The organism is Pseudobutyrivibrio sp. UC1225 (genome assembly GCF_900115215.1).
GTDB lineage: Bacteria > Bacillota > Clostridia > Lachnospirales > Lachnospiraceae > Pseudobutyrivibrio.
Genome location: NZ_FOVQ01000006.1, coordinates 34,602 through 61,077, shown reverse-complemented (window position 1 = coordinate 61,077; position 26,476 = coordinate 34,602). Strand labels below are relative to the sequence as shown.

Annotated in this window: 23 protein-coding genes; all 23 read left to right on the top strand. The window is 39.7% G+C overall.

All coding sequences use genetic code 11. The features are described 5' to 3' along the window. The first annotated feature begins 23 nt into the window (after positions 1 to 23). The gene (locus tag BMZ41_RS09235; RefSeq protein ID WP_177184198.1) at positions 24 to 4,235 is read left to right on the top strand and encodes a hybrid sensor histidine kinase/response regulator; all 4,212 of its coding nucleotides are present in this window, start codon (positions 24 to 26) and stop codon (positions 4,233 to 4,235) included. Between the two features lie 19 nt (positions 4,236 to 4,254). Beyond that, positions 4,255 to 6,615, top strand: coding sequence for an HD domain-containing phosphohydrolase (locus tag BMZ41_RS09230; RefSeq protein ID WP_090167596.1), 2,361 nt, complete (start codon positions 4,255 to 4,257; stop codon positions 6,613 to 6,615). Positions 6,616 to 6,702: 87 nt separating this feature from the next. Next, a complete protein-coding gene (locus tag BMZ41_RS09225) occupies positions 6,703 to 7,335 on the top strand; it encodes an Hpt domain-containing protein (RefSeq protein ID WP_090528914.1) in 633 nt (210 codons plus the stop codon). A 21-nt stretch (positions 7,336 to 7,356) separates the two neighbouring features. Beyond that, positions 7,357 to 8,112 carry a response regulator gene (locus BMZ41_RS09220; protein ID WP_090167592.1) on the top strand — a complete coding sequence of 252 codons (756 nt, stop codon included), beginning with the start codon at positions 7,357 to 7,359 and terminating at the stop codon, positions 8,110 to 8,112. A 167-nt stretch (positions 8,113 to 8,279) separates the two neighbouring features. Then, on the top strand, positions 8,280 to 9,209 hold the full coding sequence (locus tag BMZ41_RS09215; protein WP_090528911.1) for a hypothetical protein: 930 nt from the start codon (positions 8,280 to 8,282) through the stop codon (positions 9,207 to 9,209). 134 nt (positions 9,210 to 9,343) lie between these two features. Beyond that, complete coding sequence (locus BMZ41_RS09210; protein ID WP_090528909.1) at positions 9,344 to 10,246, top strand: LysR family transcriptional regulator; 903 nt, start codon at positions 9,344 to 9,346, stop codon at positions 10,244 to 10,246. Between the two features lie 5 nt (positions 10,247 to 10,251). Continuing rightward, positions 10,252 to 12,690, top strand: a complete 2,439-nt coding sequence (locus BMZ41_RS09205) for a homocysteine S-methyltransferase family protein (protein ID WP_090528905.1) — start codon at positions 10,252 to 10,254, stop codon at positions 12,688 to 12,690. Between the two features lie 124 nt (positions 12,691 to 12,814). Next, positions 12,815 to 13,783, top strand: coding sequence for an alpha/beta hydrolase (locus BMZ41_RS09200; RefSeq protein WP_090167582.1), 969 nt, complete (start codon positions 12,815 to 12,817; stop codon positions 13,781 to 13,783). 373 nt (positions 13,784 to 14,156) lie between these two features. Further along, complete coding sequence (locus tag BMZ41_RS09195) at positions 14,157 to 14,993, top strand: phosphatase PAP2 family protein (RefSeq protein WP_090528902.1); 837 nt, start codon at positions 14,157 to 14,159, stop codon at positions 14,991 to 14,993. A 105-nt stretch (positions 14,994 to 15,098) separates the two neighbouring features. After that, a complete protein-coding gene (locus BMZ41_RS09190) occupies positions 15,099 to 15,650 on the top strand; it encodes a macro domain-containing protein (RefSeq protein ID WP_090167576.1) in 552 nt (183 codons plus the stop codon). Positions 15,651 to 15,673: 23 nt separating this feature from the next. Next, entirely contained in the window at positions 15,674 to 16,261 is a 588-nt protein-coding gene (locus BMZ41_RS09185) for an HD domain-containing protein (RefSeq protein WP_090528899.1), read from the top strand. Beyond that, a complete protein-coding gene (locus BMZ41_RS09180) occupies positions 16,258 to 17,016 on the top strand; it encodes an SDR family NAD(P)-dependent oxidoreductase (RefSeq protein ID WP_090167572.1) in 759 nt (252 codons plus the stop codon). Before BMZ41_RS09185 ends, BMZ41_RS09180 begins: the two co-directional genes overlap by 4 nt. A 14-nt stretch (positions 17,017 to 17,030) precedes the next feature. After that, positions 17,031 to 17,747, top strand: a complete 717-nt coding sequence (gene surE / locus BMZ41_RS09175) for a 5'/3'-nucleotidase SurE (protein ID WP_090528896.1) — start codon at positions 17,031 to 17,033, stop codon at positions 17,745 to 17,747. Positions 17,748 to 17,803: 56 nt separating this feature from the next. Beyond that, positions 17,804 to 19,132 (top strand): HD-GYP domain-containing protein, encoded by a 1,329-nt coding sequence (locus BMZ41_RS09170; RefSeq protein WP_177184197.1) that lies wholly within the window; start codon positions 17,804 to 17,806, stop codon positions 19,130 to 19,132. A gap of 78 nt (positions 19,133 to 19,210) precedes the next feature. Further along, positions 19,211 to 19,588, top strand: coding sequence for an Asp23/Gls24 family envelope stress response protein (locus BMZ41_RS09165; protein WP_090167567.1), 378 nt, complete (start codon positions 19,211 to 19,213; stop codon positions 19,586 to 19,588). Positions 19,589 to 19,700: 112 nt separating this feature from the next. Next, on the top strand, positions 19,701 to 20,123 hold the full coding sequence (gene nusB / locus BMZ41_RS09160; protein ID WP_090528890.1) for a transcription antitermination factor NusB: 423 nt from the start codon (positions 19,701 to 19,703) through the stop codon (positions 20,121 to 20,123). Positions 20,124 to 20,127: 4 nt separating this feature from the next. After that, positions 20,128 to 21,348: an exodeoxyribonuclease VII large subunit gene (gene xseA / locus BMZ41_RS09155; RefSeq protein WP_090528888.1), complete on the top strand. Its 1,221-nt coding sequence runs from the start codon at positions 20,128 to 20,130 to the stop codon at positions 21,346 to 21,348. Beyond that, positions 21,329 to 21,562 carry an exodeoxyribonuclease VII small subunit gene (gene xseB / locus BMZ41_RS09150; protein WP_090167561.1) on the top strand — a complete coding sequence of 78 codons (234 nt, stop codon included), beginning with the start codon at positions 21,329 to 21,331 and terminating at the stop codon, positions 21,560 to 21,562. The genes xseA and xseB overlap by 20 nt, the downstream gene beginning before the upstream one ends. Before the next feature lies 1 nt (position 21,563). Beyond that, positions 21,564 to 22,457: a polyprenyl synthetase family protein gene (locus BMZ41_RS09145; protein WP_090167559.1), complete on the top strand. Its 894-nt coding sequence runs from the start codon at positions 21,564 to 21,566 to the stop codon at positions 22,455 to 22,457. A gap of 5 nt (positions 22,458 to 22,462) precedes the next feature. Continuing rightward, complete coding sequence (gene dxs, locus BMZ41_RS09140) at positions 22,463 to 24,319, top strand: 1-deoxy-D-xylulose-5-phosphate synthase (RefSeq protein ID WP_090528885.1); 1,857 nt, start codon at positions 22,463 to 22,465, stop codon at positions 24,317 to 24,319. A 9-nt stretch (positions 24,320 to 24,328) separates the two neighbouring features. Beyond that, the gene (locus BMZ41_RS09135; RefSeq protein ID WP_090167555.1) at positions 24,329 to 25,126 is read left to right on the top strand and encodes a TlyA family RNA methyltransferase; all 798 of its coding nucleotides are present in this window, start codon (positions 24,329 to 24,331) and stop codon (positions 25,124 to 25,126) included. Continuing rightward, positions 25,126 to 25,971, top strand: coding sequence for an NAD(+)/NADH kinase (locus BMZ41_RS09130; RefSeq protein WP_090167553.1), 846 nt, complete (start codon positions 25,126 to 25,128; stop codon positions 25,969 to 25,971). The genes BMZ41_RS09135 and BMZ41_RS09130 overlap by 1 nt, the downstream gene beginning before the upstream one ends. Continuing rightward, a complete protein-coding gene (argR, locus tag BMZ41_RS09125) occupies positions 25,972 to 26,427 on the top strand; it encodes an arginine repressor (RefSeq protein WP_090167551.1) in 456 nt (151 codons plus the stop codon). The last annotated feature ends 49 nt before the right edge of the window (positions 26,428 to 26,476 follow it).

The following is a 26,476-nucleotide window of genomic DNA, read 5'->3' as shown; positions in this document are numbered from 1 at the left end:
TGCCATTCCATAAGGAGACTGTTTTGAAGAAGATAAAACTTATAGCATTACTTGGTCTTATCAGTTTAATCGGACTGAATTTCAAGCTTTACGCTGAAGAAACAGAAGAAGAAAATATTTATCAGGTATATGGCGGAGGTTACGCTGTAACAGAGCAGATACCAGGAGTGGGCTATTCATCAAAGCTTTATGATTCCTCCAACGGTTTGCCTACCTCTGATTCTATGTGTATTTTAGGGGAGTCTGACGGTCATGTGTGGATAGGTGGTTATAGTGGTGTAACGACTTATGACGGAACTAATTTTCAACGCCTCAGCACGGATGAAGGGCTTACTAGTGCCAGAGGAATGCTTGAGGATAGCAAGGGCAGGATATGGGTTGGTACAAATGATAATGGCGTTGTTGTTATAGAAGGAGAAAAGAGAACTCAACTTACATATTTAGATGGACTTCCATCCTCTTCAATAAGATATTTTGTAGAGGATTTTAAAGGGAATATTTTTGTCGGAACAACTGCAGGAGTGTGCTACGTAAATACGGATATGGAAGTATGCCTGCTGGAGGATAAACGCCTTAATGAGGAGCGTGTCTTAAAGCTTGATATTGACAGTGAGGGACGTATTTACGGACAGACCTCGAGCGGAATAATTTTTGCAATTGATAATTGCCAGATTACAGAATTATATAGAAGTGAAGATTTGGGGCTTGATCAGATCACCACAATAATGGCAGATCCTAATGTACCAGGTCATGTTTATTTAGGTACAACTGGCGAGTATGTTTATTATGGAAAGTTTGGGGACAAGCTAAATAGATTTAAGAAAATAGATGTACATCCTGTTACGAATATTCATTGGATTAATTATGATTGTGGCAGAGTATGGATTTCATCTACTAATAAGATTGGCTACCTGGATGAAAACTTTCAGTTTGTATTACTTGATGTAGATATTGAAAGCGGCATAGAGATGTTAACCTCTGATTATCAGGGAAACATCTGGATTTCTTCTTCTACACTGGGTGCTGTTAAAGTCGTTGCTAACAACTACGTGAATCTTTGTGAAAAGGCAGGACTTAATCATGTGGTTACTAACGCTACCTGTGATTATGATGGATATCTTTATCTGGGCACAGATCAGGGAATACAGATTCTTGGAAAAGATGGTGTAGTGACAGAGCATCCTTTAATGGATTACATAGAGGATGCAAGAGTTCGTTGTATAAAGGAAGATGACAAGGGGAATCTTTGGGTAGCCACTTATACAAAAAGTAAGGGACTTGTCTGCATGGACAAGGATGGTAATATCACAAGATATACCACGCAAAATGGATTGCCAAATAATCAGGTGCGTTGTATCGCGTTTGCGAAGGACGGCAGTACACTTGTTGGAACTAATGATGGTTTAACAATTATAAGAGATGGTCAGGTCGTAGAAAATTATGGGGAAAAGCAGGGAATAAAAAATCCTGTATTTCTCTGTGTTGAGGAGATGGAGGATGGCTTTGTATGGTGCGGTTCTGATGGAGACGGAATTTATGCCATCAAGGGAAAAATTGTAAAGCACATAAGCAGAGAAGATGGTCTTACCAGTGATGTAATAATGAAAATAAAAAGGGATGATGCTCATGGCGTCACTTGGTTAATCACCTCCAATTCAATTCAGCTTGTAAAGGATGAGACTATCAGCTCTATTACATCATTTCCTTACAATAATAACTATGATATCTATTTTGATGATCATGGTAATGCTTGGATATTATCCTCTTATGGAGTGTTCTCCGTAAATGCGGAGGATATGCTTAAGGATAAAATAACAGAATATAGACTTGATACTGTTGAAAATGGTTTGCCATTTGCTCTTACCAGTAATCTTTATTGCGATAGTGATGATGAGGGAAATCTTTATATCCCAGGAAGAGATGGCACAATTAAGGTTAATTTCAACAATTATTATACGGCTTTTGGAAAATTTAAAATGATGATTGGTTCAGTTTACTGTGGAGATGAATTAATCAAGCCAGATGACAAGGGCTTATATACTATACCTGCATCAACTGGACGTATTCAGATTAATCCATCTGTAATGGACTATACAACACTGAATCCAACTATAAAAATGTTTCTTGAGGGAGCCAGTGATGAAGGTGTAACTATCCAGAAAAGTAAAATGTCTTCTTTGGAATATACATCTCTTCCATATGGAGATTACACCTTACATTTACAAGTTATAGATCCAACTACAGAGACAGTACTTCAGGATGAAACCTTCAGTATAAAGAAGTCTCCAAGACTTGGAGAACTATGGGCCTTTAGAATATTTATTCTGGCATTAATTGCCATAGCTACAGCTGTTATTGTATGGCGAGTAATGGGTACTACAATTATTCGTCGTCAGTATATAGAAATCAGCAAGGCAAAGGAGGAGGCTGAGAGAGCCAACTTATCAAAATCCCGCTTCCTTGCCAACATGTCCCATGAAATCAGAACTCCTATCAATACAATAATGGGAATGAACGAGATGGTTATGCGTGAAGACGCAAGAGGTGTTCCAAAGGATTATTTCATGTCCATGATGAATTATGCCTTTGATATTAGAAATGCTACAGAGTCTCTTCTTGGACTTATCAATGACCTTCTTGATATTTCTAAGATTGAATCGGGTAAGATGCATCTTGTGGAGCAGGAGTATGATGTTCAGGATATGCTTCGTTCCATTGTTTCAATGATTCGTGTTCGAAGTATTGAAAAGGAGCTTACCTTTGATGTTGTTGTGGATGAGATAATGCCTAAGCGTCTGTATGGAGATATGGGAAAGATTAAGCAAATCGTCCTTAATCTTCTTACCAATGCTGTGAAGTATACGGAAAAGGGTGGTTTTATTTTAAATGTTTCTATGGACGCCCGTGAAAATGAGGTATGTTCACTTCGTATTTCCGTTAAGGATACAGGTATCGGTGTTAAGGATGAGGATATGGAACGACTCTTCACAGCCTACGAACGTCTTGACGAAGAACGAAATGTGGCAATCCAAGGAACAGGCCTTGGCCTTGATATCTCTAGAAGATTTGCTGAGCTGATGAGTGGACAGCTTTGGTGTGAAAGTACTTATGGCGAAGGCTCAGAGTTTATACTGACTTTGAATCAGAAGATTGTAGATGCAACACCAATCGGCTTGTTCCTCGAACATGAGGATACAGGTGCTAAGGGACCTTATGTGCCACAGTTTATTGCACCGGACGCAGATATTCTTGTTGTGGATGATAACCCTATGAACCTTAATGTTATCAAGGGACTTCTTAAAGCTACAAGAGTATTTGTAACTACATCAACAAGTGGTGAGGATGCCATCGATAAAATCAGGGTAAATCACTTTGATATTATCCTTTTAGACCATATGATGCCAGGTATGGATGGAATAGAAACCTTGGAGAAGATTCGTGAGTTTGAGCCAGAGGTGCCAGTTTACGCACTTACTGCCAATTCCACAGCAGGAGAGGATTTCTATGTTTCAAAGGGCTTCAATGGTTATTTGGCAAAGCCTGTTGAACCTGAAATTTTGGAGAAGACAATTCTTCGTCATCTTCCAGAATCAATGGTAGAGAAGTTTACAAGAGATGAAACAGTAGAGGAGCTTAAAGAACTTCCTGAAAACATGTTATGGATTAATAGTGTGGAGGGAATCTCTGTCGATGACGGTATTAAGAATTCAGGTGGAATTGAAAGCTTTATTTTCGCTCTTGATTTGTTCCTTGATACCATCGATTCCAATACAAGGGTAATTACTGATGCATACGAGGAAGGTAACGTCAGACTATACACTATTAAGATTCATGCGTTAAAGAGTTCATGTCGAATCATAGGCGCCTTGGAGCTTTCGAATCTTGCAGCTCAGCTTGAGGATGCGGGAAATAGAAATGATGTGGAGTTTATTGATGCTAATAATGCCGCCTTCATGGAACAGTACAATGAATTTAAGGATAAGCTAAAAGCTATCAATGGAGTAATGGCAGATGATGATGGAAAAGAACCTGTGCCAGAGGATATGCTAAGTGATGCATATAATGCTCTTGCTGAGGTGATTCCACAGATGGATTTTGATGCTGTATCGATGATTCTGGATGGACTTATGGAATACAAGCTTCCAGAAGAGGATGCTATTCGTATTTACGATTTGTCAAAAATGCTTAAAGTTTTCGACTGGGATGCCATGGAAGAATGGCTTGAGAACAAATAATAAATGTGGGGGATAACCTATGTTTGATCTATTTCGAGCTTATCAATTGGATATTATGTTTGCACTAAGCGCAGCCTGCCTGTGCTTTGTTCTGATGCTTTTGATTACAAGATTTTTGGATAAGCGAACCAAGTTCATTCTTATTTTTATGGAGCTTGTAGCGGCCTTTTTGCTTTTCTTTGACAGATTAGCATATATTTACTCAGGAGATACAAGCGCCATGGGCTTCATAATGGTTAGAGTAAGCAATTTCTTTGTTTTTTTCTTAACACCATGTATTGTCTATGGATTTAATTTGTATCTTAAGGATTTATTGGTAAAAAGCAGAAAGCTAGAGAGAATCCCAGTGAGAATTACCATTGTAAGTATTCTAGCTATACTTGAAATGATTCTTGTTGTGTTCTCTCAGATTACAGGCTTGTTTTATTACTTTGATGAGAATAATTTGTATCACAGGGGACCTGGTTTTCTTATTTGCTACATTATTCCAGTTGTCTGCCCAATTATTCAGTATACAGTTATCCAACAATATAGACATATTATGAGTAAATGGATATACGGAGCAATGGTTGCCTACATTTTTGTTCCTATTGTAATAGCTATTGTTCAGGTGTTTGCATACGGAATATCTATTGTAAATATGTCAATGGCCATGGTTTCAATTTTCCTATACATATTTACCTATCTTGATATAAACGAGACAGTATTGAATGCACATAATCATGAGATGAAGATTTTGGAAGAAGAGAAGAAGAGTGCCAAGCGTCTTTTCGACCAGACTGCCACAGCATTTATGGCAGCAGTCGAACAAAGAGATGAGTACTCAGTTGGTCACGCTGCTCGTGTTTCAAGACTTGCCAGAGAAATAGCTGTGATGATGGGAAAATCGGAGGAAGAGTGTGATGAGATTTATTATGCAGCTCTTCTTCATAATGTTGGTTTGGTAAGTATACCTGATGAGGTGTTGGAACAAAAGGAAAAGCTTACTGATGAGGAGCGAAAAATAATTGAGCGAGTTCCAGTGCTCAGTAGTGATATTCTTTCAAGTATTAAAGAATATCCTTATTTACAGGAGGCGGCTCTTTACAGCCATGAGAGATATGATGGAAGTGGTTATCCTCTGAAGTTAAAGGGGAATACCATTCCAGAAATCGCAAGAATAGTGGGTGTGGCTGATGCTTATGATGCCATGACCTCTAGAAGAAGCTATAGAGGTCCACTTCCACTTCAGACCATTCGAGAGGAATTCATTAAGCAGGCAGGGATAAAATTTGATCCGGAAATATCTGCCCTTATGGTTCGAATTCTTGATATGGAGAACAACTATGACATCAAGGATATTCCGTCTTTGATAGAGAAAGAGCTGGAATGTGGAGCCTATCGTGATGCCACTACTGTAGGAATTCCGATGATTCAGGAATTTACTAAAATTAGCTTTAAGGTGAAGAAAAATGAAATGCGCTCTGGCGGATTCAGTGAGCCTGCTGTTTTGCTTTTTGATGCTTTTGATGGTTATGTTCATGAAAACAAAAAGGCAATTGATGCATATCATTATCTGGAATATGGAGAGGTATGGTTTGATGGAAAGGCTATTACCACTGCAGCCAAGAATCTTCATGTTCAGTCGCTAACAGAGACAGATATAAATGAAGTGGAGGGCAACTATGAGATAATTGCTGCCAAATACGAGGATCATATAAAGCTGGAGCTCTTCAGTCCAAAAGGAAAGGTTGATGTCATAGTGGCCTTGCCTGATCGTTCGAAGGCGGCTTATATTGCTCTTACTGGAGAAGGCTGCCGTTTATACGATATAAAGGTGGATATCAGCAATGAGAAGATAAGAGAAGTGGATATTCCAAAGATTGTGGAGACTGAAAGCTATATAAATCGAATGGAATCCGATTTGGCAAATGTACAGATTGATCAGTATCGTTCTTCTTCTACAAAGGGAGTGCTACTGGAGGATAAGATGAAGCTTGATTTCCATACAATGAGTCTTCCTTCTGCCAGTCTTGTATGGCACTGCCCATATATTGTTCTCTATTCCTCAGATGACAAGAAGGTAAATGGAGAAAATTACAGAGAATTTGCATTAATCAAAATAAATGGGGAGATTTCTTCTGATGAGGCTGTTGCTGAAAACAAGTTTTCAATGAAGAAGAAGGAGACTTTCCCAGGCTGGGATGTATGGAAGGAGCAAAATAAGGTGGGGATGGAGTGTTCAATCTCCTTTGTTAGAAAGGGAAACAACATCAGTCTTTCTACTGAAAACATGGGAATCACAATTGAGAATGTAACCACCATTAAAGATGGAACAAAGGATGTGTATGTAACAATCAGTGGAGACCAGGTTGCTCTTACAGATATAAGAATTAGCTAAAAAATTATCATAATTGTATCGAAAATAGATGATTATTTGGTCAATTATTGGTATATTGTATATATATTAATCGTTTTAGGAGTGAAAATGGACGTAGGATTAGTTGATATTTCTGTTCCACAGGAACTTATAGGTTTATCTGAGATAGCTGGTATATCTATCTCTGATGGCTTGCACTATTGTGGTAGCTTAAGAGATTTTGAAAAGTTCCTGGATTCATTTTATGAGGATATTGATTTTAAATCTGCGGACATTGAGAATTCCTATAAGAATGGGGATATTCCATATTTTACTATTAAGGTTCATGCACTAAAGACCTCAGCCAGAATCATTGGGGCGAAGGAATTAGGAGAGCTAGCCTATGAATTGGAGGCGGCAGGTAAGTCTGGAAATCTGGCTGTTATAGACGAGAATGTTTATAATTTATTGAATCAATACAGAAGTTATAAGGTTATTTTGAATAGATATGTTCAGGAGAAGCAGAGAAGGAAGGCTATTAAGAAGCCGATTTCAAAGGAAGAGCTAGGGGAAGCCTTCGATGCTTTAAGAGAGATTGTACCTACCTGCGACATTGATGCTGTTGAGATGATATTGGAGGAGCTGAGTCTCTATCAGTTACCTGAAAGCAATCAGCACATTGTTGATGAGGTAAATCGTCTTTTGCATCAGTATGACTGGGATGGATTAGAGACTCTCTTGTGTATTAAGGCCGCAGTATAAATATCCTTGTTGGAGGGTGTAATGGGACATATATTGATACTTGGAGAAAAGGAATCATTTATAATCAGGGTTTTACTTAAGAAAATGGCAGATGCTAATATAGAAGCTGTTTTCACTACAATGGATTTAAACAAGATACATGCACAGTGGGCAGACGCATCCTTGGTCACTTTTTATATGGAAAAGGATGAGGTGTTGCCTGAAGATATAAAGACATTTTTAGTTGATAATCTTGAAAATGATAATAAGAAAATAATTTTAATAGGAGAGCCTGTAGATACAGCGGAGATAGCTGCAGGATTTCCAGGTCACTTGATTTACGGGACTTTGCCAAGGCCACTTGATTACGATGACTATATAGCAATGGTCAATAAGTACGCTAGCCAGGCATCCACAGGTGACTTAAAGAAAAAGATTCTTATTGTGGATGATGATCCAAATTACATGAGCCTGGTTCGTGAGTGGATGGTGGACGATTACAAGGTGTCAATGGTTACCTCAGGAATGCGAGCCATAAAGTGGCTTGCTTCCAATAAGGTAGACATGATTTTGTTGGATTATGAAATGCCAGTTACTAATGGTCCACAGGTTCTTGAAATGCTAAGGGCAGAGGAAGAGACAAAGGATATTCCGGTAATTTTCCTTACTGGAAATGACAGCAAGGAAAGTGTAATGTCAGTGGTGGGCTTGAAACCACAGGGATATTTTTTAAAGACCATGCCTAAGGATGAGTTTTTAAATAAGATAAAAGTCTTCTTTATGCAGGAAGCAGAATAATAAAGTAGATAATAAGGGAGAATGCGACTACACAGGCGTATTCTCTCTTTCTTTTATTGTTGCGTTTGTGTGTGTGACACTAGTGTGATATTGCAAGTGATAGTATGTGCATGTAAACAAGAGAACAACAATAAAAGAATAAAAATCATTTTAAAGGAGAAGGAAAGATGACAAAGTTTAATTCAGTAATGAAAAAAGCAGTTACACTTGGAATGGCTCTTACAATGGTAATGGGCATGGTTGGCTGTGGACAGTCAGCATATGTTGACACTTTCAAGTCAGCTAAGATTGATGATGAAGAAGTTGCAATGTCAGCAGTTACATATTTCACAAAGGGTGTATATGTAAATTATGCTGCTGAGGCTGAGAATCCAGATAAGACATATTTCTATGTATTCTATGGGGATGGTTCAGGAAGCATTGATGATGGTGTTACAGGAACACAGATGTATTTTGAATACGAAGTTGGCTACGATGATGTAACCTTCCATATTGGAAGCGTAGATCCAATCGATGATGTATTTACAGTTAAGGAATTTAAAGATGGCAAAGTTGTCGGAGCATTTTCTGATGGCCTCGAGCTTGTATTTGAGCAAGTTGAGGATGCAGATGCTGATACCTTCAACGCTGTTAATTACGTAAATGGTAAGAATGGTGATGACTTTGTATACACTGATGCAAATGGTTGGCAGGTAAAGTATAACCCAGATGTTATTCAGGTAAATCAGGCTGGCCCAATAACAACCTTCGTATATACAGGAGACTGTGCTGGAACATGCATGATTACAGCTACTTATACAGTTGATAATAAGGGTAAGGAAGCAATAAAGGCAATTGGTGATGCTTGGGGAAGCGATACAAATTACAGTGAGAGTATCTTTCCTGGAACAGAGGATGTAACCAGCTACTATGCTGCTATGCCAGTTAGTGATGATTCTAATTCTGGACTTCATTGTTCAGCACTTGGCAGAGATTACATGGATGGAGCATTAACCTTTGAGTTTACAGTAACTAATAGTGGTGATGATGCAATTGATATTCCAGTATCTGATGCACTTTCAGCAATTATTGATTCAATTGAGTTTGATCAGAAATAATTAATGTTATTAACTTTGAATGTTTTGGAGCAGTTCTTATTGGACTGCTCCTTTTCTTATGGTATACTCTTTAGCATAGTAAAGTGATAGGTATTCCAGTAGAGAATACATATCTTTAGGGTGAGGGATAAATAATGGAAATCAAACAGCTAAAATACTTTGTTGTGTCTGCTGATGTGGGTTCATTTAGTGAGGCGGCAAAGATTTTGTTTACAACGCAATCAAGCGTTAGCAAGGTTATTCTTTCTTTGGAGAAGGAGTTGGAATACCCATTGTTTAAGAGAGTAAGTAAGGGAATTGCTCTTACTGAAAAGGGCAGAGCTTTTTATCAGAAGGCCAGTCATCTCGTTATGGATTTTGACAGACTCGAATCAGAAAGTGCCAATGCTCAGAAGAATGTGGTTCGCATAGGTATGAATCACAGCTCCTGGCTGTCAAACTGCTTTTCTGAGTTTTATGAGCAGCATAAAAAGGATGATTTGTGCTTCTATATACACGCAGACAGTACACAGTCTCTTATCGAGAGAGTTCGTCTTTCCGATGATGAGCTTAGCTTTATCTACGTATTTCCGGATTCAAAGTCTCAGGTGGAATATTTGATAAAGAAGTATAATTTGCGATTTGTTACCTTGAAGACCATGAATGGTATGGTTTATTTCGAACCAGAAGACAAGGCCTATGCAAGGAAAAAGCACTCAAAGGTGCTTAGCGGACTTAAGTTTATCCAGTCTGAGAATGATGCATATCTTCGATATGGTAAATGGCAGACAGCTGATGGGGATGATATCGATATAAGTAAGGACATATCCGTAATTACGAATAGTGATTATGTTATGCACAATATGTTAGAGAAGAATCATCTGGCAAATCTTAGTGCTGAGTCTTTCATAAATTATGAGAGTGAGTATATTCCAGGCATTGAGCTGTTCAATGAGGGAGGACAGATTGAGTTTGGATATTTAATTAATAAGGAATACACACCTGGCCCATTGGCCGTAGAGTTTTTGGATTATGTAAGACATGCAATTGAGGAGTAATGTTAATGACTAGAAACGAATTTAGACAGTTACTTGAAACGAGAACAGTGTTTATTGATGGTGCCACAGGTACTGAGCTTCAGAAGAGAGGAATGGCAGCTGGTGTATGTCCAGAAAAATGGATTCTTGATAATCCATGGGCTATTCAGGAGGTACAGAAGGCATATTATGATGCAGGCTCAGATATCGTGCTTGCACCTACCTTTACAGGTACAAGAATTAAGCTTGATGAGTACGGTATGGCAGAGGATTTGGTTAATATCAACCGTAATCTGGTGAGACTTACCCGTGAAATTTGTCCTGAAGGAAAGTTTGTGGCGGCTGATATTTCAATGACAGGTAAACAGCTTTATCCTCTTGGAGATTTAATGTTTGAGGATTTAGTGGATTGCTACAAGGAACAGGTTCGTGCCATTTTGGAAGAAGGTGTGGATTTATTTGTTGTTGAGACTATGATGAGTCTTCAGGAGTGCCGTGCAGCAGTTCTTGCCATTAAAGAGACCTGTGATTTACCTATTATCGTTTCACTTACCTATAATCCAGATGGAAAGACACTTTATGGAACATCACCCGATACAGCTACAATCGTGCTTCAGTCTATGGGAGTTGACTGTATTGGAATGAATTGCAGTACTGGTCCTGATGCTATGCTGGAGTTGGTGCAGCAGATTGCACCAGTTGCTACAGTTCCAATTATGTGTAAGCCTAATGCTGGTCTTCCCGAACTTGAAAATGGAAAGACAGTTTATAAAATGGGACCAGTAGAATTTACTGATGCCTGTGAGAAATTATACGAAGCTGGAGCCTCACTTTTTGGTGGTTGCTGTGGTTCTACTCCGGAGCATATTCGAGAGTTGGTTTCACGTCTTAAGGATAAGGCACCACATAAGGTTGTTGATAAGTCGCTTCGTGTGGTTACCTCAGAGCGTATGAATACATGGATTGATTTGGATGGTCCATTTATGGTAATCGGTGAGCGAATCAATCCAACAGGAAAGAAAAAATTCCAGGAAAGCTTGCGCAATGGCTCACTTTCTATGGTAGTGGATTTTGCCAGAGAGCAGGAGGAACGCGGCGCAAATATCCTTGATGTAAATATGGGTATGAACGGTATCGATGAAAAACAGATGATGCTTGATAGTATCTATGAGGTTACTTCATCCGTTGATTTGCCTCTCTGTATTGATACCAGCCACGTGGACGTTATGGAGGCAGCACTTCGTATATATCCAGGTCGCGCCCTTATTAATTCCATCTCTGCAGAACAGGAGAAGATGGAACCAATGCTGAAGCTTGCAAAGAAGTACGGAGCAATGTTTATCACGCTTCCTCTTTCTGGTGCTGGTCTTCCAAAAGATATGGATGAGAAAAAGCAGCATATCAATACAGTTTTAAATAAGGCCGTGGAGCTTGGACTTAAGAAGGAAGATGCTGTGGTAGATGTGTTGGTTCAGACAGTTGGTGCTGAAGGAACAGCAGGCTTACAGTGTTTTGAAACAATTGATTATTGTAAATACGAATTAGGACTTCCAACTGTATGTGGTCTTTCGAATATTTCCTTTGGTATGCCTAATCGTCAATTCGTAAATACGACTTATCTTACTATCGCTGTCAGTCGTGGACTTACCATGGCTATCGCAAATCCGAATCAGGAAATGCTGATGTATTGCGCAGCGGCAGCAGATACTTTGATGAATAAGCCAGGAGCTTTAGAGAAATATTCTGCTCTTCCAGTTGTGGAAGCAAAGGCTGCAGCGGCAGCACCTGCTGGTGGTACCAGTGCTAGTGCAGGAGGTGGGCTTACTGTTGCATCAGCCTGCGAGGGCTTATCCGTTATCGCCCAGTGCGTTGTTAAAGGTAAAAAAGAACAGATTGTTGAAGAAGTAAACCAAGCCATTGCTGACGGAGTTGATCCACAGGTTATTATCGAGGAGCATCTTATAAAGGGTATCAATGTGGTAGGTGAGCTCTATGATAAGAAGAAATATTTCCTTCCTCAGCTTATTGCCGGAGCTAATGCGATGGAGACTGGAATGAAATTAATCGAGCCACTTCTTGCAAGTGCATCTGGCGAGCCAAAGGCTACTGTAGTTATCGCGACAGTAGAGGGAGATATTCATGATATTGGAAAGAATCTTTGCGCATTGATGCTTAAGAATTATGGATACAACGTAATTGATATGGGCAAGGATATTCCTGCTATTGATATTGTAGATAAGGCAATGGAGCTGAATGCTGAAATTATAGGACTTTCAGCACTGATGACTACAACAATGATGAAGATGGCAGATGTTGTTATCGAAGCTAAAAATAAAGGCTGTCAGTCTAAGATTATCATCGGAGGCGCCTGCATTACAGAATCTTTCAAGGATGAAATTGGTGCAGATGGTTATTCCGAGGATGCGGCAGGTTGTGTAAAGCTTGTTCGTGAACTAGTGGGATAGTAGAGAATTAACGGGACTTTAGGGTCCCGTTTTTTTATGTGATATTAAGTGTGACAGTAGTGTGATAAGGGGTTTTTTGTTAGAATATTTATAAAACAAAATTAAGGGAGATAGTGTTTTGAGAATGACTAAGAAAAAGAAGATTTTAAAAATTGTTGTAGGTGTTTTGCTGGCGCTGGTTTTACTGGTGATTGTAGGCTGGGGCGTATTCTGTTCATATGTTTATGATAGTAATCTTAATGTGCGCTGCGATACAAAAGAGGAAAACATGCTACATGTGGAAAATTATGATGGGCTCAGCTGTAAAGAGTATTCCTTCACATCTAACAAGGGGCAGAAGCTAGCTGGTTATTTATATTCTGCAGGTGACGAACAACGAGGAATTGTTATAATCGCACATGGTTATGGCGGTGGTCATAATTCTTATATGGATGTTGCAAATTATTTTGCTCAAAATGGTTACTACGTATTTGCGTATGATGCAACAGGCTGTGATAAAAGCGAGGGAGATGGAATAGGAGCAGCTCCACAGGGTGTAGTGGATTTAGAGCATGCCATTTCTTTTGTTGAAGATAATGAGGAAATACCTGATCTTCCAATAGTGCTTTGGGGACACAGCTGGGGTGGATATAGTTCCTGCAATGTCTTGACATATCATCCAGAGGTGAAGGCTGTTATTGAATGCGCTGGCTTCAATAAATCTTCGGATATGTTCGAATCCTTTGGTAGACGAACAGCTGGCGAGGTTATCGATTACATGATGCCATTTATCAAGCTCCATGAGTTGATTCATTACGGAAAATATGCGAGAAATACTGCATTGGATGGCTTTGCTGCTTCAGATGCTCATGTAATGGTAGTTCATAGCACAGATGATGACGTGATTGGTATGGAATACAGTTATGATGTGTTCTATGAGAATCACAAGGATGACCCAAATTTCGTTTTTGTTAAATTTGAGACCCGAGGTCATAATCATTTATATGATGATCCAGCAAAGAAGGATTTAGACCGTCGAAATGGAGAAAATAGACTGGATCAGGAAATGTTTAAAGATTTCGTGGAATTTTATGATGAGGCTATAGGAGAGTAGATTTTAATGTCGGCTTATGTAGGTGTGTACCCACTGAATAGATGATTATGGGATGTAGTGGGCATGGTTTATGTAGATTTGTACCTACTGAATAGATAATTATGGAATGTAGTAGGCATGGGTCACGTGAATGTGTACCTATTGAATAGATGATTATGGAATGTAGTAGGCATGGTTTACGTGAATGTGTACCTATTGAATAGGATGATATCTTAATTAATGGGTACGGTTTTTGTTTATATATACCTATCAAATCGGAATAGGTTTGATTTAGTAGGTACACATGCGCAAATAGTGTACCTATGATGTGAGTAAATATTAATTATAGTAGATATAATAAGGATTGTTGGGGGATTATTTAAGGTGGTATGGCATGGGTGAAAACAAATCTAGTATAAAAAGAGTTGTGTGGAATTCTGCATTATGGATTATAGTTTTTGTACTGGGAATGAGTATTTTTACTTTCTATGATTTACCTATCGCAAAAGCTGTTTACAGATTTGATAGTTCCTATGCGAGATTTTTTGAAATAGTTGGTCTGCTTACTACGCCTATGGCAGGAATATTTTTTGCAATCAGCAATTTTCTTACTATTAGAGTAGCCAAAAAGAGAGTAGTGTCCATCATATTGGGATGGCTTTCTTTGATTGTATTTGTGGGCTTTAATTTACTGTCTGTAGGTATGTTGAATAGTAGATGGCTGGGAGTAATCTTTATATTAGACATGCTTTTTATTCGTTTCTCAATGTGGGCAAATAGATATATATGCAGTTATGCTCAGGTGGTAGAGCTCAGAAAAGTAATGATGGTCGGACTTGTTGCCACACTTGTAGCTGTTTTAGGGCAAACTATTATCAAGTACGGCTTCAATAGACCACGATTTATCACTTTGACAGACCCTGATAGCCAGTTTACTTATTGGTATGTACATCATCCTATTGAACATGATTCGTCATTTCCATCAGGTCATGCAGCGCAATCGGCTCTTAGCTTTATTTTGGTTTATTTAAAGAAATTTGTTCCAAAACTTAGAAGTAAGAAGTGGGATGTAGCCTTTTGGGTTCTTGCAATATTTATAACAGGCTCTACCATGATTTCACGTATGCTCTTAGGAGTACATTATGCGACGGATGTTTGGGCAGGATGCTTTTTAACATTGTTCACAATTTCGTTTACAAATTGGTATGTAGAGAAGACTTATAAGGTATAAATAAAGTTTGAGGGGAACCTTATAAAGTTTGACATTAACTTAAACCATTAAGTTGTGGTAATATATTTGGTATAAGAAATTTTTTAAGTATTATGGGGGAATAAAATGAGCAATATTGAATTAATCCACGGATCTTGTGCAGAGCAGGAGGTGGATGCAGTAGTTAATGCTGCAAACAAAGGCTTATGGGCCGGGGGAGGAATTTGTGGAGTTATTTTTTCAAAGGCGGGAATGAATGAGCTTACAGATGCCTGCGAAAAGATTGACACACCACTAAATGATGGAGATGCTGTAATCACACCATCCTTCAGACTTACAAATGCAAAGGCAATAATTCATGCTGTAGGTCCTAACTTTTCTGTTACACCTAAGGCTTATCAGGAATTATTCGATGCATACTACAATTCATTGATTACACTCAAGGAAAATGATTATCACAGTATTTCATTTCCACTTATCAGTTCTGGAATCTTCGGGGGGAATTTAGCACATCCAGCAGCGGAATCTGCCAAGCAGTGTTGCCGAGCATATGATAAATTCAATAAAGACTTCCCAGATTATTCAATTGATGTGAAGCTTTGCGCCTTCGGAAGAGGTGAACTAGCAGAAGCACAGATAGAGTACAATAATTTTTTCCGTGTAGAGGAAGAAGATTAATATATTTCAACAAGGACGTGACCATGGACGAAAGACTTAAGAAGCAATTGGATTTTGCACTAGAAATTGACAAAGAGAAGAATATATTCAGGCAGACTCACCTGTCAGGCCATGGCCGCAATGAAAATGATGCTGAGCATGCATGGCATATGGCTATCATGGCATATCTTTTAAGAGAATACGCCAACGAAGAAGTGGATATTTCAAAGGTTATGCTCATGTGCCTGATTCACGACATTGTGGAGATAGAGGCTGGCGATACCTATGCTTATGACGAGGTCAATCTCCAGACCCAGAAGGCTAGGGAAGATGCAGCCAAGGAAAAGATTTACTCACTTCTTCCAGATGATCAGAAGGCTGAGCTTATAGCTCTTTTTGATGAATTCGAAGCCTATGAGACTTCAGAATCAAAGTTTGCCCATGCAATGGATAATTTGCAGCCATTGATGCTTAACAACAGCAATGGTGGAGAAGACTGGAGACAGCACGGTGTCACATCGGCACAGGTTTACGGCAGACAGGACAAAACAAAGCTTGGTTCTGAGAAGCTTTTCGAAGTAGTTAATGATATTATTCAAAGCAATATAGAAAAGGGGAATATCAAAGAATGAAAACTGCACTGATTACAGGAGCTACATCTGGTATCGGAAAGGAGTTTGCCATTCAGCTCGCAAACAGAGGCTACAGGCTTATCGTTACAGGACGTAGAGTAGAACGTCTTGAAGAGCTAAAGGAGATGGTTTCAGTACCAGTGGAAATCATCCCGGTGGATCTCAGCAAGAAAAAGGAATGCTTTAAACTTTTGGAGACACTTCAGGATGAGAATATCGATGTTTTCATTAACAACGCAGGCCTTGGCTTAGCTGGAGCTTTTATTCAGACAGATATTAAAAAAGAGCTTCAGATGCTCAAGGTTAATGATGTGGCCATGCATATTTTATTCAAGGGTATCCTTCAAAATATGCAGGAAGCAGGTTCAGGCCATATTTTAAATGTGGCATCATCAGCAGGTCTTCTGCCAGGTGGTCCTTATATGGCAGGCTACTATGCTTCAAAAGCCTATGTTGTCAGTCTCACCAGAGCAGTTGCGGTGGAGCTTAAAGAAATGGGCAGTGAGGTAAGGGTTAGTGCCCTTTGCCCAGGTCCAGTAGATACTGAGTTTAATGAGAATGCTGATGTAGTTTTCTCTCTTAAGGGAATCACACCTCAGCAGTGCGTTAAGGAAGCTTTAAAAGGAATGGATAGAAAGAAGCTGATTATTGTTCCTTCACTTAGAATGAAGTTAGCTACTACATTTTCACATCTTGTACCATATCCGATTCTAGTTAAAATGACAGGTCACCAGCAAAAGAAAAAGCTTGGTTAAGTGGGAGAATACATATGCGAATTCTAATTACAAATGACGACGGCATCGAGGCATCAGGCATTATCAGACTTGCCAGAGTAGCCAGAGAATTTGGAGAGGTTTGGGTTGTGGCTCCGGAGAGCCAGCGAAGCGCCGCCAGCCACAGCATCAGCCTTCACAGTGCTATTGATATATACCCATTTGAGGATTTTCCTATCGAAGGTGTTCATGCATATTCCTGCAGTGGCACACCGGGGGACTGTGTCAGGGTAGGAGGTCTTAATGTTATGCCAGAAAAGCCTGATGTGGTTCTCTCAGGCATTAATTTTGGCCTTAATGTAGCATCGGATATTCAGTATTCAGCCACAGCTGGCGCTGCCTTTGAGGCCACATTTCAGGGATATCATGCCATAGCCTTTTCCGAGGGCTGTCATTTTCAGGACGTCACTGATAAATATATTCGCGAAATCCTAAAAAGACTCTTAGACCAGCCATTAAAGCCTGGTCACATTCACAATGTTAACTTCCCGGATTGTCCTCTTTCAAACTGCAAGGGAATCCTTTACAACAGAACTGTTTCACAGGGAATGTTTTACAAGGACCACTACAACGTGGTAGAAGAACTGGACGATGGCGGTATCAGATATATGGTTGAGGGAGTCTACACTCCTGAAGCAGAAGAGGATTCGGATTATCACGCTGTCTTAAACAACTATGTTTCCGTTGGAGTTGTGAACAATATCGGATTCTAATAATATTCATAATTATGCCACACTTCTTTGCTAGAATTAAGCAGTGGAGGTGTGGCATGGAACTAGTACTATATCATTGGCCAAGATTCATACCTGCGATTCTGTTTGTCCTTTTTTCATTGATGACAGTGAGGGACAAATACACAAGATTGCAAAAAATTGGGCTGGGTATAGTTCTTTTTTTTATCTCAGGACCAATAGTTTCTATAATTGCCGAGCTTCTCTATTCATGGTTTTTCGCTGTTCTTATAAGACCTGTTATTGATGAAACCAGTGCCAGTTTCTTTGGTGCTTATACATTATTTGTATTATTTTATGATGCAATAGCTTATATCATACCTTTAATTCTATATTCAAAAATAATGCAGCTACCTGTAGTTATTTCTTCAACATGGTTTATTCAGTATGTTCTTCAGGACAGGTTCGCACTGATTATATCTCCTACAAAAATAAGTTATTTAATTGTATATGCTGTTGCCGTCATTCTACTTATGATGGTACATAAAAACGATGTGGAATATGTATCCACTCATTTATATTCACTAAACTGGAAGCCTGTGCTTTTCTATAACATTGCGTTGTTTTTCTTAATAGATAGCTGCTATTGTGCAATGTATTTTTTCCAGTATGTTCTTTCAGAAGAGAAGGATGTGCTAGTGCTTTGGTTGGATGGAATAGTAATTTTAGCCTGTGCTTTTTCTGCAGGTTTTTCAAAATTAAATGTATATCTGTCGAGAGAACAGTCAAATAAAATAGAATACATGAAAAAGTTTCAGGAAAACCAAACTGAAATTATTAGGAATTTTGCTACTATTTCAGAGGCAAAATCTGGTGAGACAGGAGAGCATGTCCGCAGAGTTTCAGAGTATACTGGTATTTTGGCGTCTGAGCTTTTAGATAATGATGTAGATATAGACATTATTAAAATTGCATCCATGTTGCATGATGTCGGTAAGCTTATGATTCCAAATGAGATTATTGAAAAACCGGGAAAGCTTACGGATGAAGAATACAATATTATAAAGGGGCATTCCTCTTATGGTAATGAGCTTTTATCACATAGCAACGGAGTTATTTTAGATGTGGCAAGAGAAATTGCGCATCAGCACCACGAGCGCTGGGATGGAAAAGGCTATCCACAGGGACTTAAGGGGGAAGAAATTTCCGTTTATGCACAGATTGTTTCGGTGGCAGATGTATATGATGCCCTTACAAGCAAGCGCTCATACAAGGAGCCTTGGCCAGCAGAAAGAGCAAGAACCGAAATAATTATTCAGCGTGGCCAACAGTTTTCACCAAAAGTAGTAGATGCCTTTGACAAATACTACGATCAGATTGAAGAAATCAGACTGAAATACAGGGATGAGCCTGTGGAAATAAAATGAATTTGAAAACAGGTTTACCAATTACCCCTAGTTTGCTATAATTATTCTAGTTTTTCTATAAGTATTTAGGAGGCAGACATGGCAGAAAATAAGAATTTTGTAATAAATGTTAATGGTGACGGCGGTGTTAATATCTCTGAGGAGGTAGTTGGAATCATCGCAGGTCTTGGTGCTGTAGAGGTTGAGGGCGTTGAGTCTTTAGCTGGTAATCTTACAGCAGATAATATCTCAAAGGCTGGACAGGGTAAGCTTGCAAAGGCTATCAGAGTCGTTGATTCAGACCCAGGAAAGATTGTAGTTCGCATGGCTATCAATATGAAATATGGCTATGAGATTCCAAAGGTTTCAGGCATGGTTCAGGAGAAGGTAAAGCAGGCCGTTGAGACTATGACAGGTCTTGTTGTTACAGCTGTAGATATTCGTATCGCTACAGTTAGTGTTTCTTCAAACAACTAGTCCAGCAGTTATTTATTTTTTATGCATATTAATGTATAATTATGGGGTGCTATCGTTATGATGGCATCCCTATATTATTCTAAATATCAACATTTTTTAGGAGTATTTATTTATGAATAGACATGAAGTCAGAAAAGAAGTATTCAAGGCAGTTTTCATGAACGAGTTTCATGACACTGATGACATGGAAAGTGTTATAAATACCTTCCTTCAGGGTCGTAACAATGCCGAGACAGAGGATTTGGCAAAGAACAATAAGACACCTGAGGATGAGGAATACATCAAGACTAAGTCAGAAGCTATTATCGCAAAGCTTCCAGAGATTGATGATCTTATCAATAAGTCAGTTGATGGTTGGAAGACTACACGTATGGCAAAGGTGGATCTTACACTTATCCGTCTTGCTTTATACGAGATCAAGTACGAGGCACTTCCAGTAGGTGTAGCTATCAATGAGGCAGTTTCTTTAGCAGACGAGTTTGGTACAGACAGCTCAGCAGGTTTCGTAAACGGAGCATTAGCTAAGTTAGTTTAAAGACATGAATAAAAATGTATATAGTGTTTCCCAGATAAATACATATATCGAGCGGATGTTTTCCGACGATTTTATGCTTGGAAATCTTTCTCTTTCAGGTGAGGTCAGCAATTGCAAATATAATCACACTGGCCATATTTATTTCACTTTGAAAGATGAAAAGAGTGCAATTTCCTGCGTTATGTTTGCAGGGAAGAGAGCAAAGGGATTGAAATTTGCCATGAAGGACGGTGACCAGGTAGTAGTTACAGGCTACGTGGGAGTTTATAGTCCACAGGGCAAATATCAGGTATATGCTAATGAAATCGAGCTTCAGGGCGTTGGCGATTTATACCAGCGTTTTGAGGCACTGAAGGAAGAACTGGCAGAGAGTGGTATGTTTGATGCCATGTATAAAAAGCCTCTTCCTACACATGCTATGAAAATAGGTGTGGTTACTGCTCCAACGGGTGCGGCAGTTCATGATATCATTCGCGTATCAAAGACTCGTAATCCTTTCGTTCAGATTATCCTTTATCCTGCACAGGTACAGGGTGAGGGAGCGGCACCATCCATCATTTCAGGTATTCAGTGTCTGGATGAGATGAATCTTGATGTTATCATCGTCGGAAGAGGCGGTGGTTCTATTGAGGATTTATGGGCCTTCAATGAAGAGGAGGTTGCCAGAGCAATCTTCAGGGCAAACACTCCAATCATTTCCGCAGTTGGTCACGAGACAGATGTTACCATTGCGGATTTTGTTGCAGATAGACGTGCAGCAACACCATCTCAGGCGGCAGAGCTTGCTAATTTTGTATATCAGGATTTCGCCAATCAAATTACTCGTTATTCGGACAAGCTTGAAAGAAATATGGATTTTAAGATTCAGGCATATCAGGAGCGACTTACTGGATACAAACAGCGCATACAGCTTCTTCGTCCAGAGAATAAAATAAAAGCCAATGAAGAAAGGCTTGCTAATATTTCCATCAGGCTACAGAATCTGATTCAGGTAAAACTTGACAGATATGAGAATAGACTTGTTGCATTATCCGGTCGTCTTGATGGACTTTCGCCAGCAAAGAAGCTGGCAGCTGGCTTCGGATATATTACAGATCAGGCTGGAAACAGGGTGGACACAGTAGAGCAGATTTCTGTAGGTGATAGTATCAGCATCAGAATCAAGGACGGTGAGCTCACCAGTCAGGTTACAGACAGGAGATTATATGGCTCAGAAAAAGGATAATCAGGAAACTACAATTGAACAGAGCTTTGAAGCATTAGAGGAAATCATTTCAAAGATGGAGTCATCAGACATATCTTTAGATGATTCCTTTGCGCTATATAAGGCAGGCATGGAGGAACTTCAGCATGCCAATGCCAAAATCGAACAGACAAAGAAAGCTGTAATGGCTATCAGCAAAGATGGCGGTTTAGAGGTTTTTGAAGAGGAAGACTAGCATGGATATTAAAAACGAACTTAACCTTAGGGCAGAGGCGGCAGAGGATGTAGTTATCAGATTTTTACCAGACGTTGAAGGAATGCAGAGCACTATTTTTGATGCGATGCAGTACAGCGTCACGGCTGGAGGTAAGAGGCTTCGCCCAATTCTTATGAACGAGACTTTCCAGTTATTTGGAGGAGAGGGTGATGTAATTGAGCCATTTATGGCAGCAATTGAGCTCATCCACACATACTCTCTTGTTCATGATGATTTACCAGCCATGGATAATGATATGCTTCGCCGCGGCAAGCCAACCACTCACGCAGTTTATGGTGAGGCTATGGGCGTTCTTGCAGGTGATGCACTTTTAAACTACGCCTTTGAGACAGCATTAAATGCATATGATGCTGATATTGATACTATCAGGGTCACTGAGGCTATGAGGCTTCTTGCCAGAAAGGCCGGAGTTTTCGGTATGATAGGTGGTCAGGTAGTAGATGTGGAATCAGAAAAACAACAGCTTGAAATGACAAAGGAAAAGCTGGACTTTATATATGAGCTTAAGACAGGAGCACTTATCGAGGCTTCCATGATGATAGGAGCGGTGCTTGCTGGTGCTACAGAAGAACAGGTTGAGACTGTTGAAAATGTAGCAAAGAAAATAGGCCTTGCCTTCCAGATTCAGGATGACATCCTTGATATAATTGGCGATGAGGCTACTCTTGGAAAGCCAATCGGCTCAGACGAGAGAAATGAGAAATGTACATTTGTTACATTCGCAGGTATTGAAAAATCCAAGGAAGAGGTAAAACGTCTCACAGATGAGGCACTTGAGGAACTTAACAGCCTTCCACAGAAGAATGAGTTCTTAAATGAGCTTCTTAAATATTTAGTATACAGAGACAAATAAAATTTATGGTTCTTGATAAAATAAAGCAGCCTAATGATATAAAAAATTTAACAGATGAAGAGCTTAAGGCACTTCCACAGGAAATCCGAACATTCCTGATTGAGCACCTTTCAAAGACAGGTGGTCATCTTGCATCTAACCTTGGTACGGTTGAGCTTACAATTGCATTACATTTATTACTTGATTTCCCACAGGATAAGCTCATCTGGGATGTTGGACATCAGGCATATACTCATAAGATTCTTACTGGTCGTGCAGGCGAATTTGATCATCTTCGTCAGTACGGTGGTATGAGTGGTTTCCCAAAACGAGAAGAAAGCGATTGCGATAGTTTTGATACAGGTCACAGTTCTACATCTCTTTCAGCAGCCCTTGGCTATTGTATTGCAAGAGATTTGGCTGAGGAGCACTACAAGGTAGCGGCAGTTATCGGAGATGGTGCTTTGACTGGTGGCCTAGCTTACGAGGCTCTTAATAACGCGTCACGTCTTCAGAAATCAAATATGCTTATCATTCTTAATGATAATGAGATGTCAATTTCGAAAAATGTTGGTGGTATGTCGGTTAATCTTGAGAGACTTCGTACCAGTTCAAAATATGTTGGTCTTAAAAATGATGTTCTTTCATCACTTGAGTCGTGGCCAAATGGCGAGAATATTATCCGTAAGATTCGTAGTACTAAAAATGGAATTAAGTCATTAATGGTTCCTAATATGGTATTCGAGGATCTCGGTGTTATGTATCTTGGTCCTGTTGATGGACATGATATAAAAGCGATGCTTGATACATTCAAGATGGCAGTTCGTATAAACGGACCAGTGCTTGTGCACGTCATCACAAAGAAGGGCAATGGCTATGAGCCAGCAGAGCGTCATCCATCACGTTTCCACGGTACAGACATATTCGAAATCGAGACAGGTCTTCCAAAGAGAAGCAATAATCCTGGTTACACAGATGTTTTCTCTACTGTTATGCGTAAGATGGGAGACAGAAATCCTGAGGTAGTTGCCATTACAGCAGCTATGGCCGAGGGAGCTGGTCTCAAGCGATTTAGAAATATGTTCCCTGAGAGATTCTTTGATGTGGGAATAGCAGAGGAGCATGCAGTTACTTTTGCGGCAGGTCTTGCTTTAGGTGGAAGGACACCTGTATTTGCAGTTTATTCTTCTTTCTTGCAGAGAGCATATGATCAGATTCTTGAGGATGTTTGTCTTCAGAATCTCCACGTTGTATTTGCTATCGACAGAGCTGGTCTTGTTGGTTCAGATGGAAGCACCCATCAGGGAGTATTTGATGTATCCTTCCTTACAGCAATGCCTAATATGACAGTGATGGCTCCAAAGAATAAATGGGAGCTTTCAGATATGATGAAATTTGCAGTATCTAATCACAATGGACCAATTGCTATTAGATATCCTAGAGGAGAGGCGTATTGTGGTTTGAAGGAGCAACGTGCACCTATTCAGCTTGGAAAAGCAGAGGAAATCAAGGATGGTTCAAAGGTTATGCTTCTTGCCTTCGGTTCAATGGTTAAGAAGGCTGAGGAAGTAGAGCAGCTTTTACAGGCTCATGGCATCGATGCTGGTATTTGCAATGCTCGTTTTGCCAAGCCATTTGATAAGGCATATCTGGAGGCTATTAAGGATCGTTACGATTTGATTGTTACTATGGAAGAGAATGTGTACACAGGCGGCTTCGGTCAGCAGGTGCAGTCATATCTCAATGACATAGATTACAAAGGGAAAGTTCTTAAGATTGCGATTCCGGATGAGTTTGTTCAGCATGGAAGTATCACACTCCTTTTCAAGGAACTCAAGATTGATGCACAGTCAATTACAGAGCGTATATTAGAAGTATTATAGGAAATTAGAATGAAAGAAAGACTTGATATTGTTTTAGTAGACAGGGGCTTTGCCCCATCTCGCGAAAAGGCCAAGACCATGATTATGGAAGGTAATGTATTTGTCAAAGGTAACCGCGAGGATAAAGCAGGTACAAAAATAGATGTTGATGCAGATATCGAAATCCATGGTCAGCAGCTTAAGTATGTTAGCCGTGGAGGTCTGAAGCTTGAAAAAGCTATGACTCATTTTGATATCACATTAGATGGCAAGGTTTGCATGGATATTGGAGCTTCCACTGGAGGCTTCACTGACTGCATGCTTCAGAATGGTGCTAGCAAGGTATTTTCTGTAGATGTTGGTTATGGTCAGTTTGCATGGAAGCTTCGTCAGGATCCACGAGTTGTTTGCATGGAAAAGACTAATATTCGCTATGTCACTTTGGAGGATATAGGAGAGAAATTAGATTTCGCTTCGGTGGACGTTTCTTTCATCAGCCTTACAAAGGTTTTAGGTCCAGCAAAGGCACTTCTCAATGATGATGCTGAGATGGTTTGTCTCATCAAGCCACAGTTTGAGGCAGGTCGTGAGAAGGTTGGAAAGAAGGGCGTAGTCCGTGACCCAGCAGTACACGAGGAAGTAATAAATAACATAATAGATTTTGTTAAAGAGATTGGTTTTTATGTGCTCCATTTGGAATTCTCTCCAATCAAGGGGCCAGAAGGTAATATTGAATACTTGATTCACATTTCTAACTCAGAAAAAGAGGGGGATGCTATTGATGTTGTTGCCACTGTAGCAGCGGCTCATGGTAGCTTAGACAAATAATGAAAAACTTTTTAATTGTTGCAAGGTCTTTTAGCGATTTACATGAGAAATATGTTAATGTGATTCGTGATTATATTAAGGCACATGGCGGGATGTGCATTTTAGATTTGGATACATGCTCTGACTGCTCTGATGAGCCTATCAGTGTAGCAGATGATGTTCAATGTATTATTACAGTTGGTGGAGATGGCACGGTAGTACGTGTTGCTCAGAATGTCACCAATCGTAATGTTCCAATAGTTGGTTTGAATTGCGGTCATCTCGGTTATCTCTGTGATATGACAGTTGATAATATCGAGCACTGCCTTGATCAGCTCCTTAACGACAATTATAAGTTAGATACACGAATGATGCTTGAGGGTGATTGTTCAAATGATTCTGGCAATCGCTTTAGAGCACTTAATGATATTGTGGTTGCACCAGTTGCGGCAGGTTTATATGTGTTGAATCTTACTGTAAAGGTTAATGGAATTCAGCTTTACAATCACAATTGTGATGGCCTTATTGTGGCCACACCTACAGGCTCTACAGCCTATAATCTATCTGCAAACGGACCTATTGTCAGCCCTCATGCAGATTGTTTAATACTTACACCTATCAACCCTCATACACTTAATTCCAGAAGCATAATACTTGCTTCATCAGATGAGGTTGAGGTGACTATTGAGGCCCGTCACGATGATGACGATCCTCAGGCAAACATAGTTTATGATGGCACCCTTCGTCAGACTCTGAAAAAGGGTGAAAAGCTCAGAATATATCGTTCTGGCACCACATCACATATGGTAATGCTTGAAAATGTTAATTTCTTGGAACGTATAAGAGCAAGAATGCAGGAGATCTAAATGAAGATTGAAAGACAGGCTAAGATTTTAGAGTTAATAGTAAAAAATGAAATCGGTACACAGGAGGAGCTTACAGCTCGCCTTGAGGAGGCAGGTTTTAATGCTACTCAGGCTACAGTTTCCCGCGATATCCGCGAGATGAAGCTTACAAAGATTGCCGATGGTACAGGAAAGCTTCGCTATGTGGCATTTAAGTCCACAGAGGAAGATATGAATGAGAAATATATTCGCATTTTCTTAGATGGTTTTGTGTCTATGGATAATGCTGAAAATATATTAGTTATCAAGACAGTTTCTGGTATGGCTATGGCTGTGGCAGCAGCTATGGACCATTTTGATTTTCCAGAGGTTGTCGGATCTATCGCCGGTGACGACACTATCATGTGCGCCATCCGTTCTTTAGATGACACAGTATACATCATGGGGAAGCTCAAGAGGATTATCGAGCAGCATTAATTAGGAAAGGTGCAATTCCTAAGGTTGGCGAGATGGGTTAAAAAGGAGA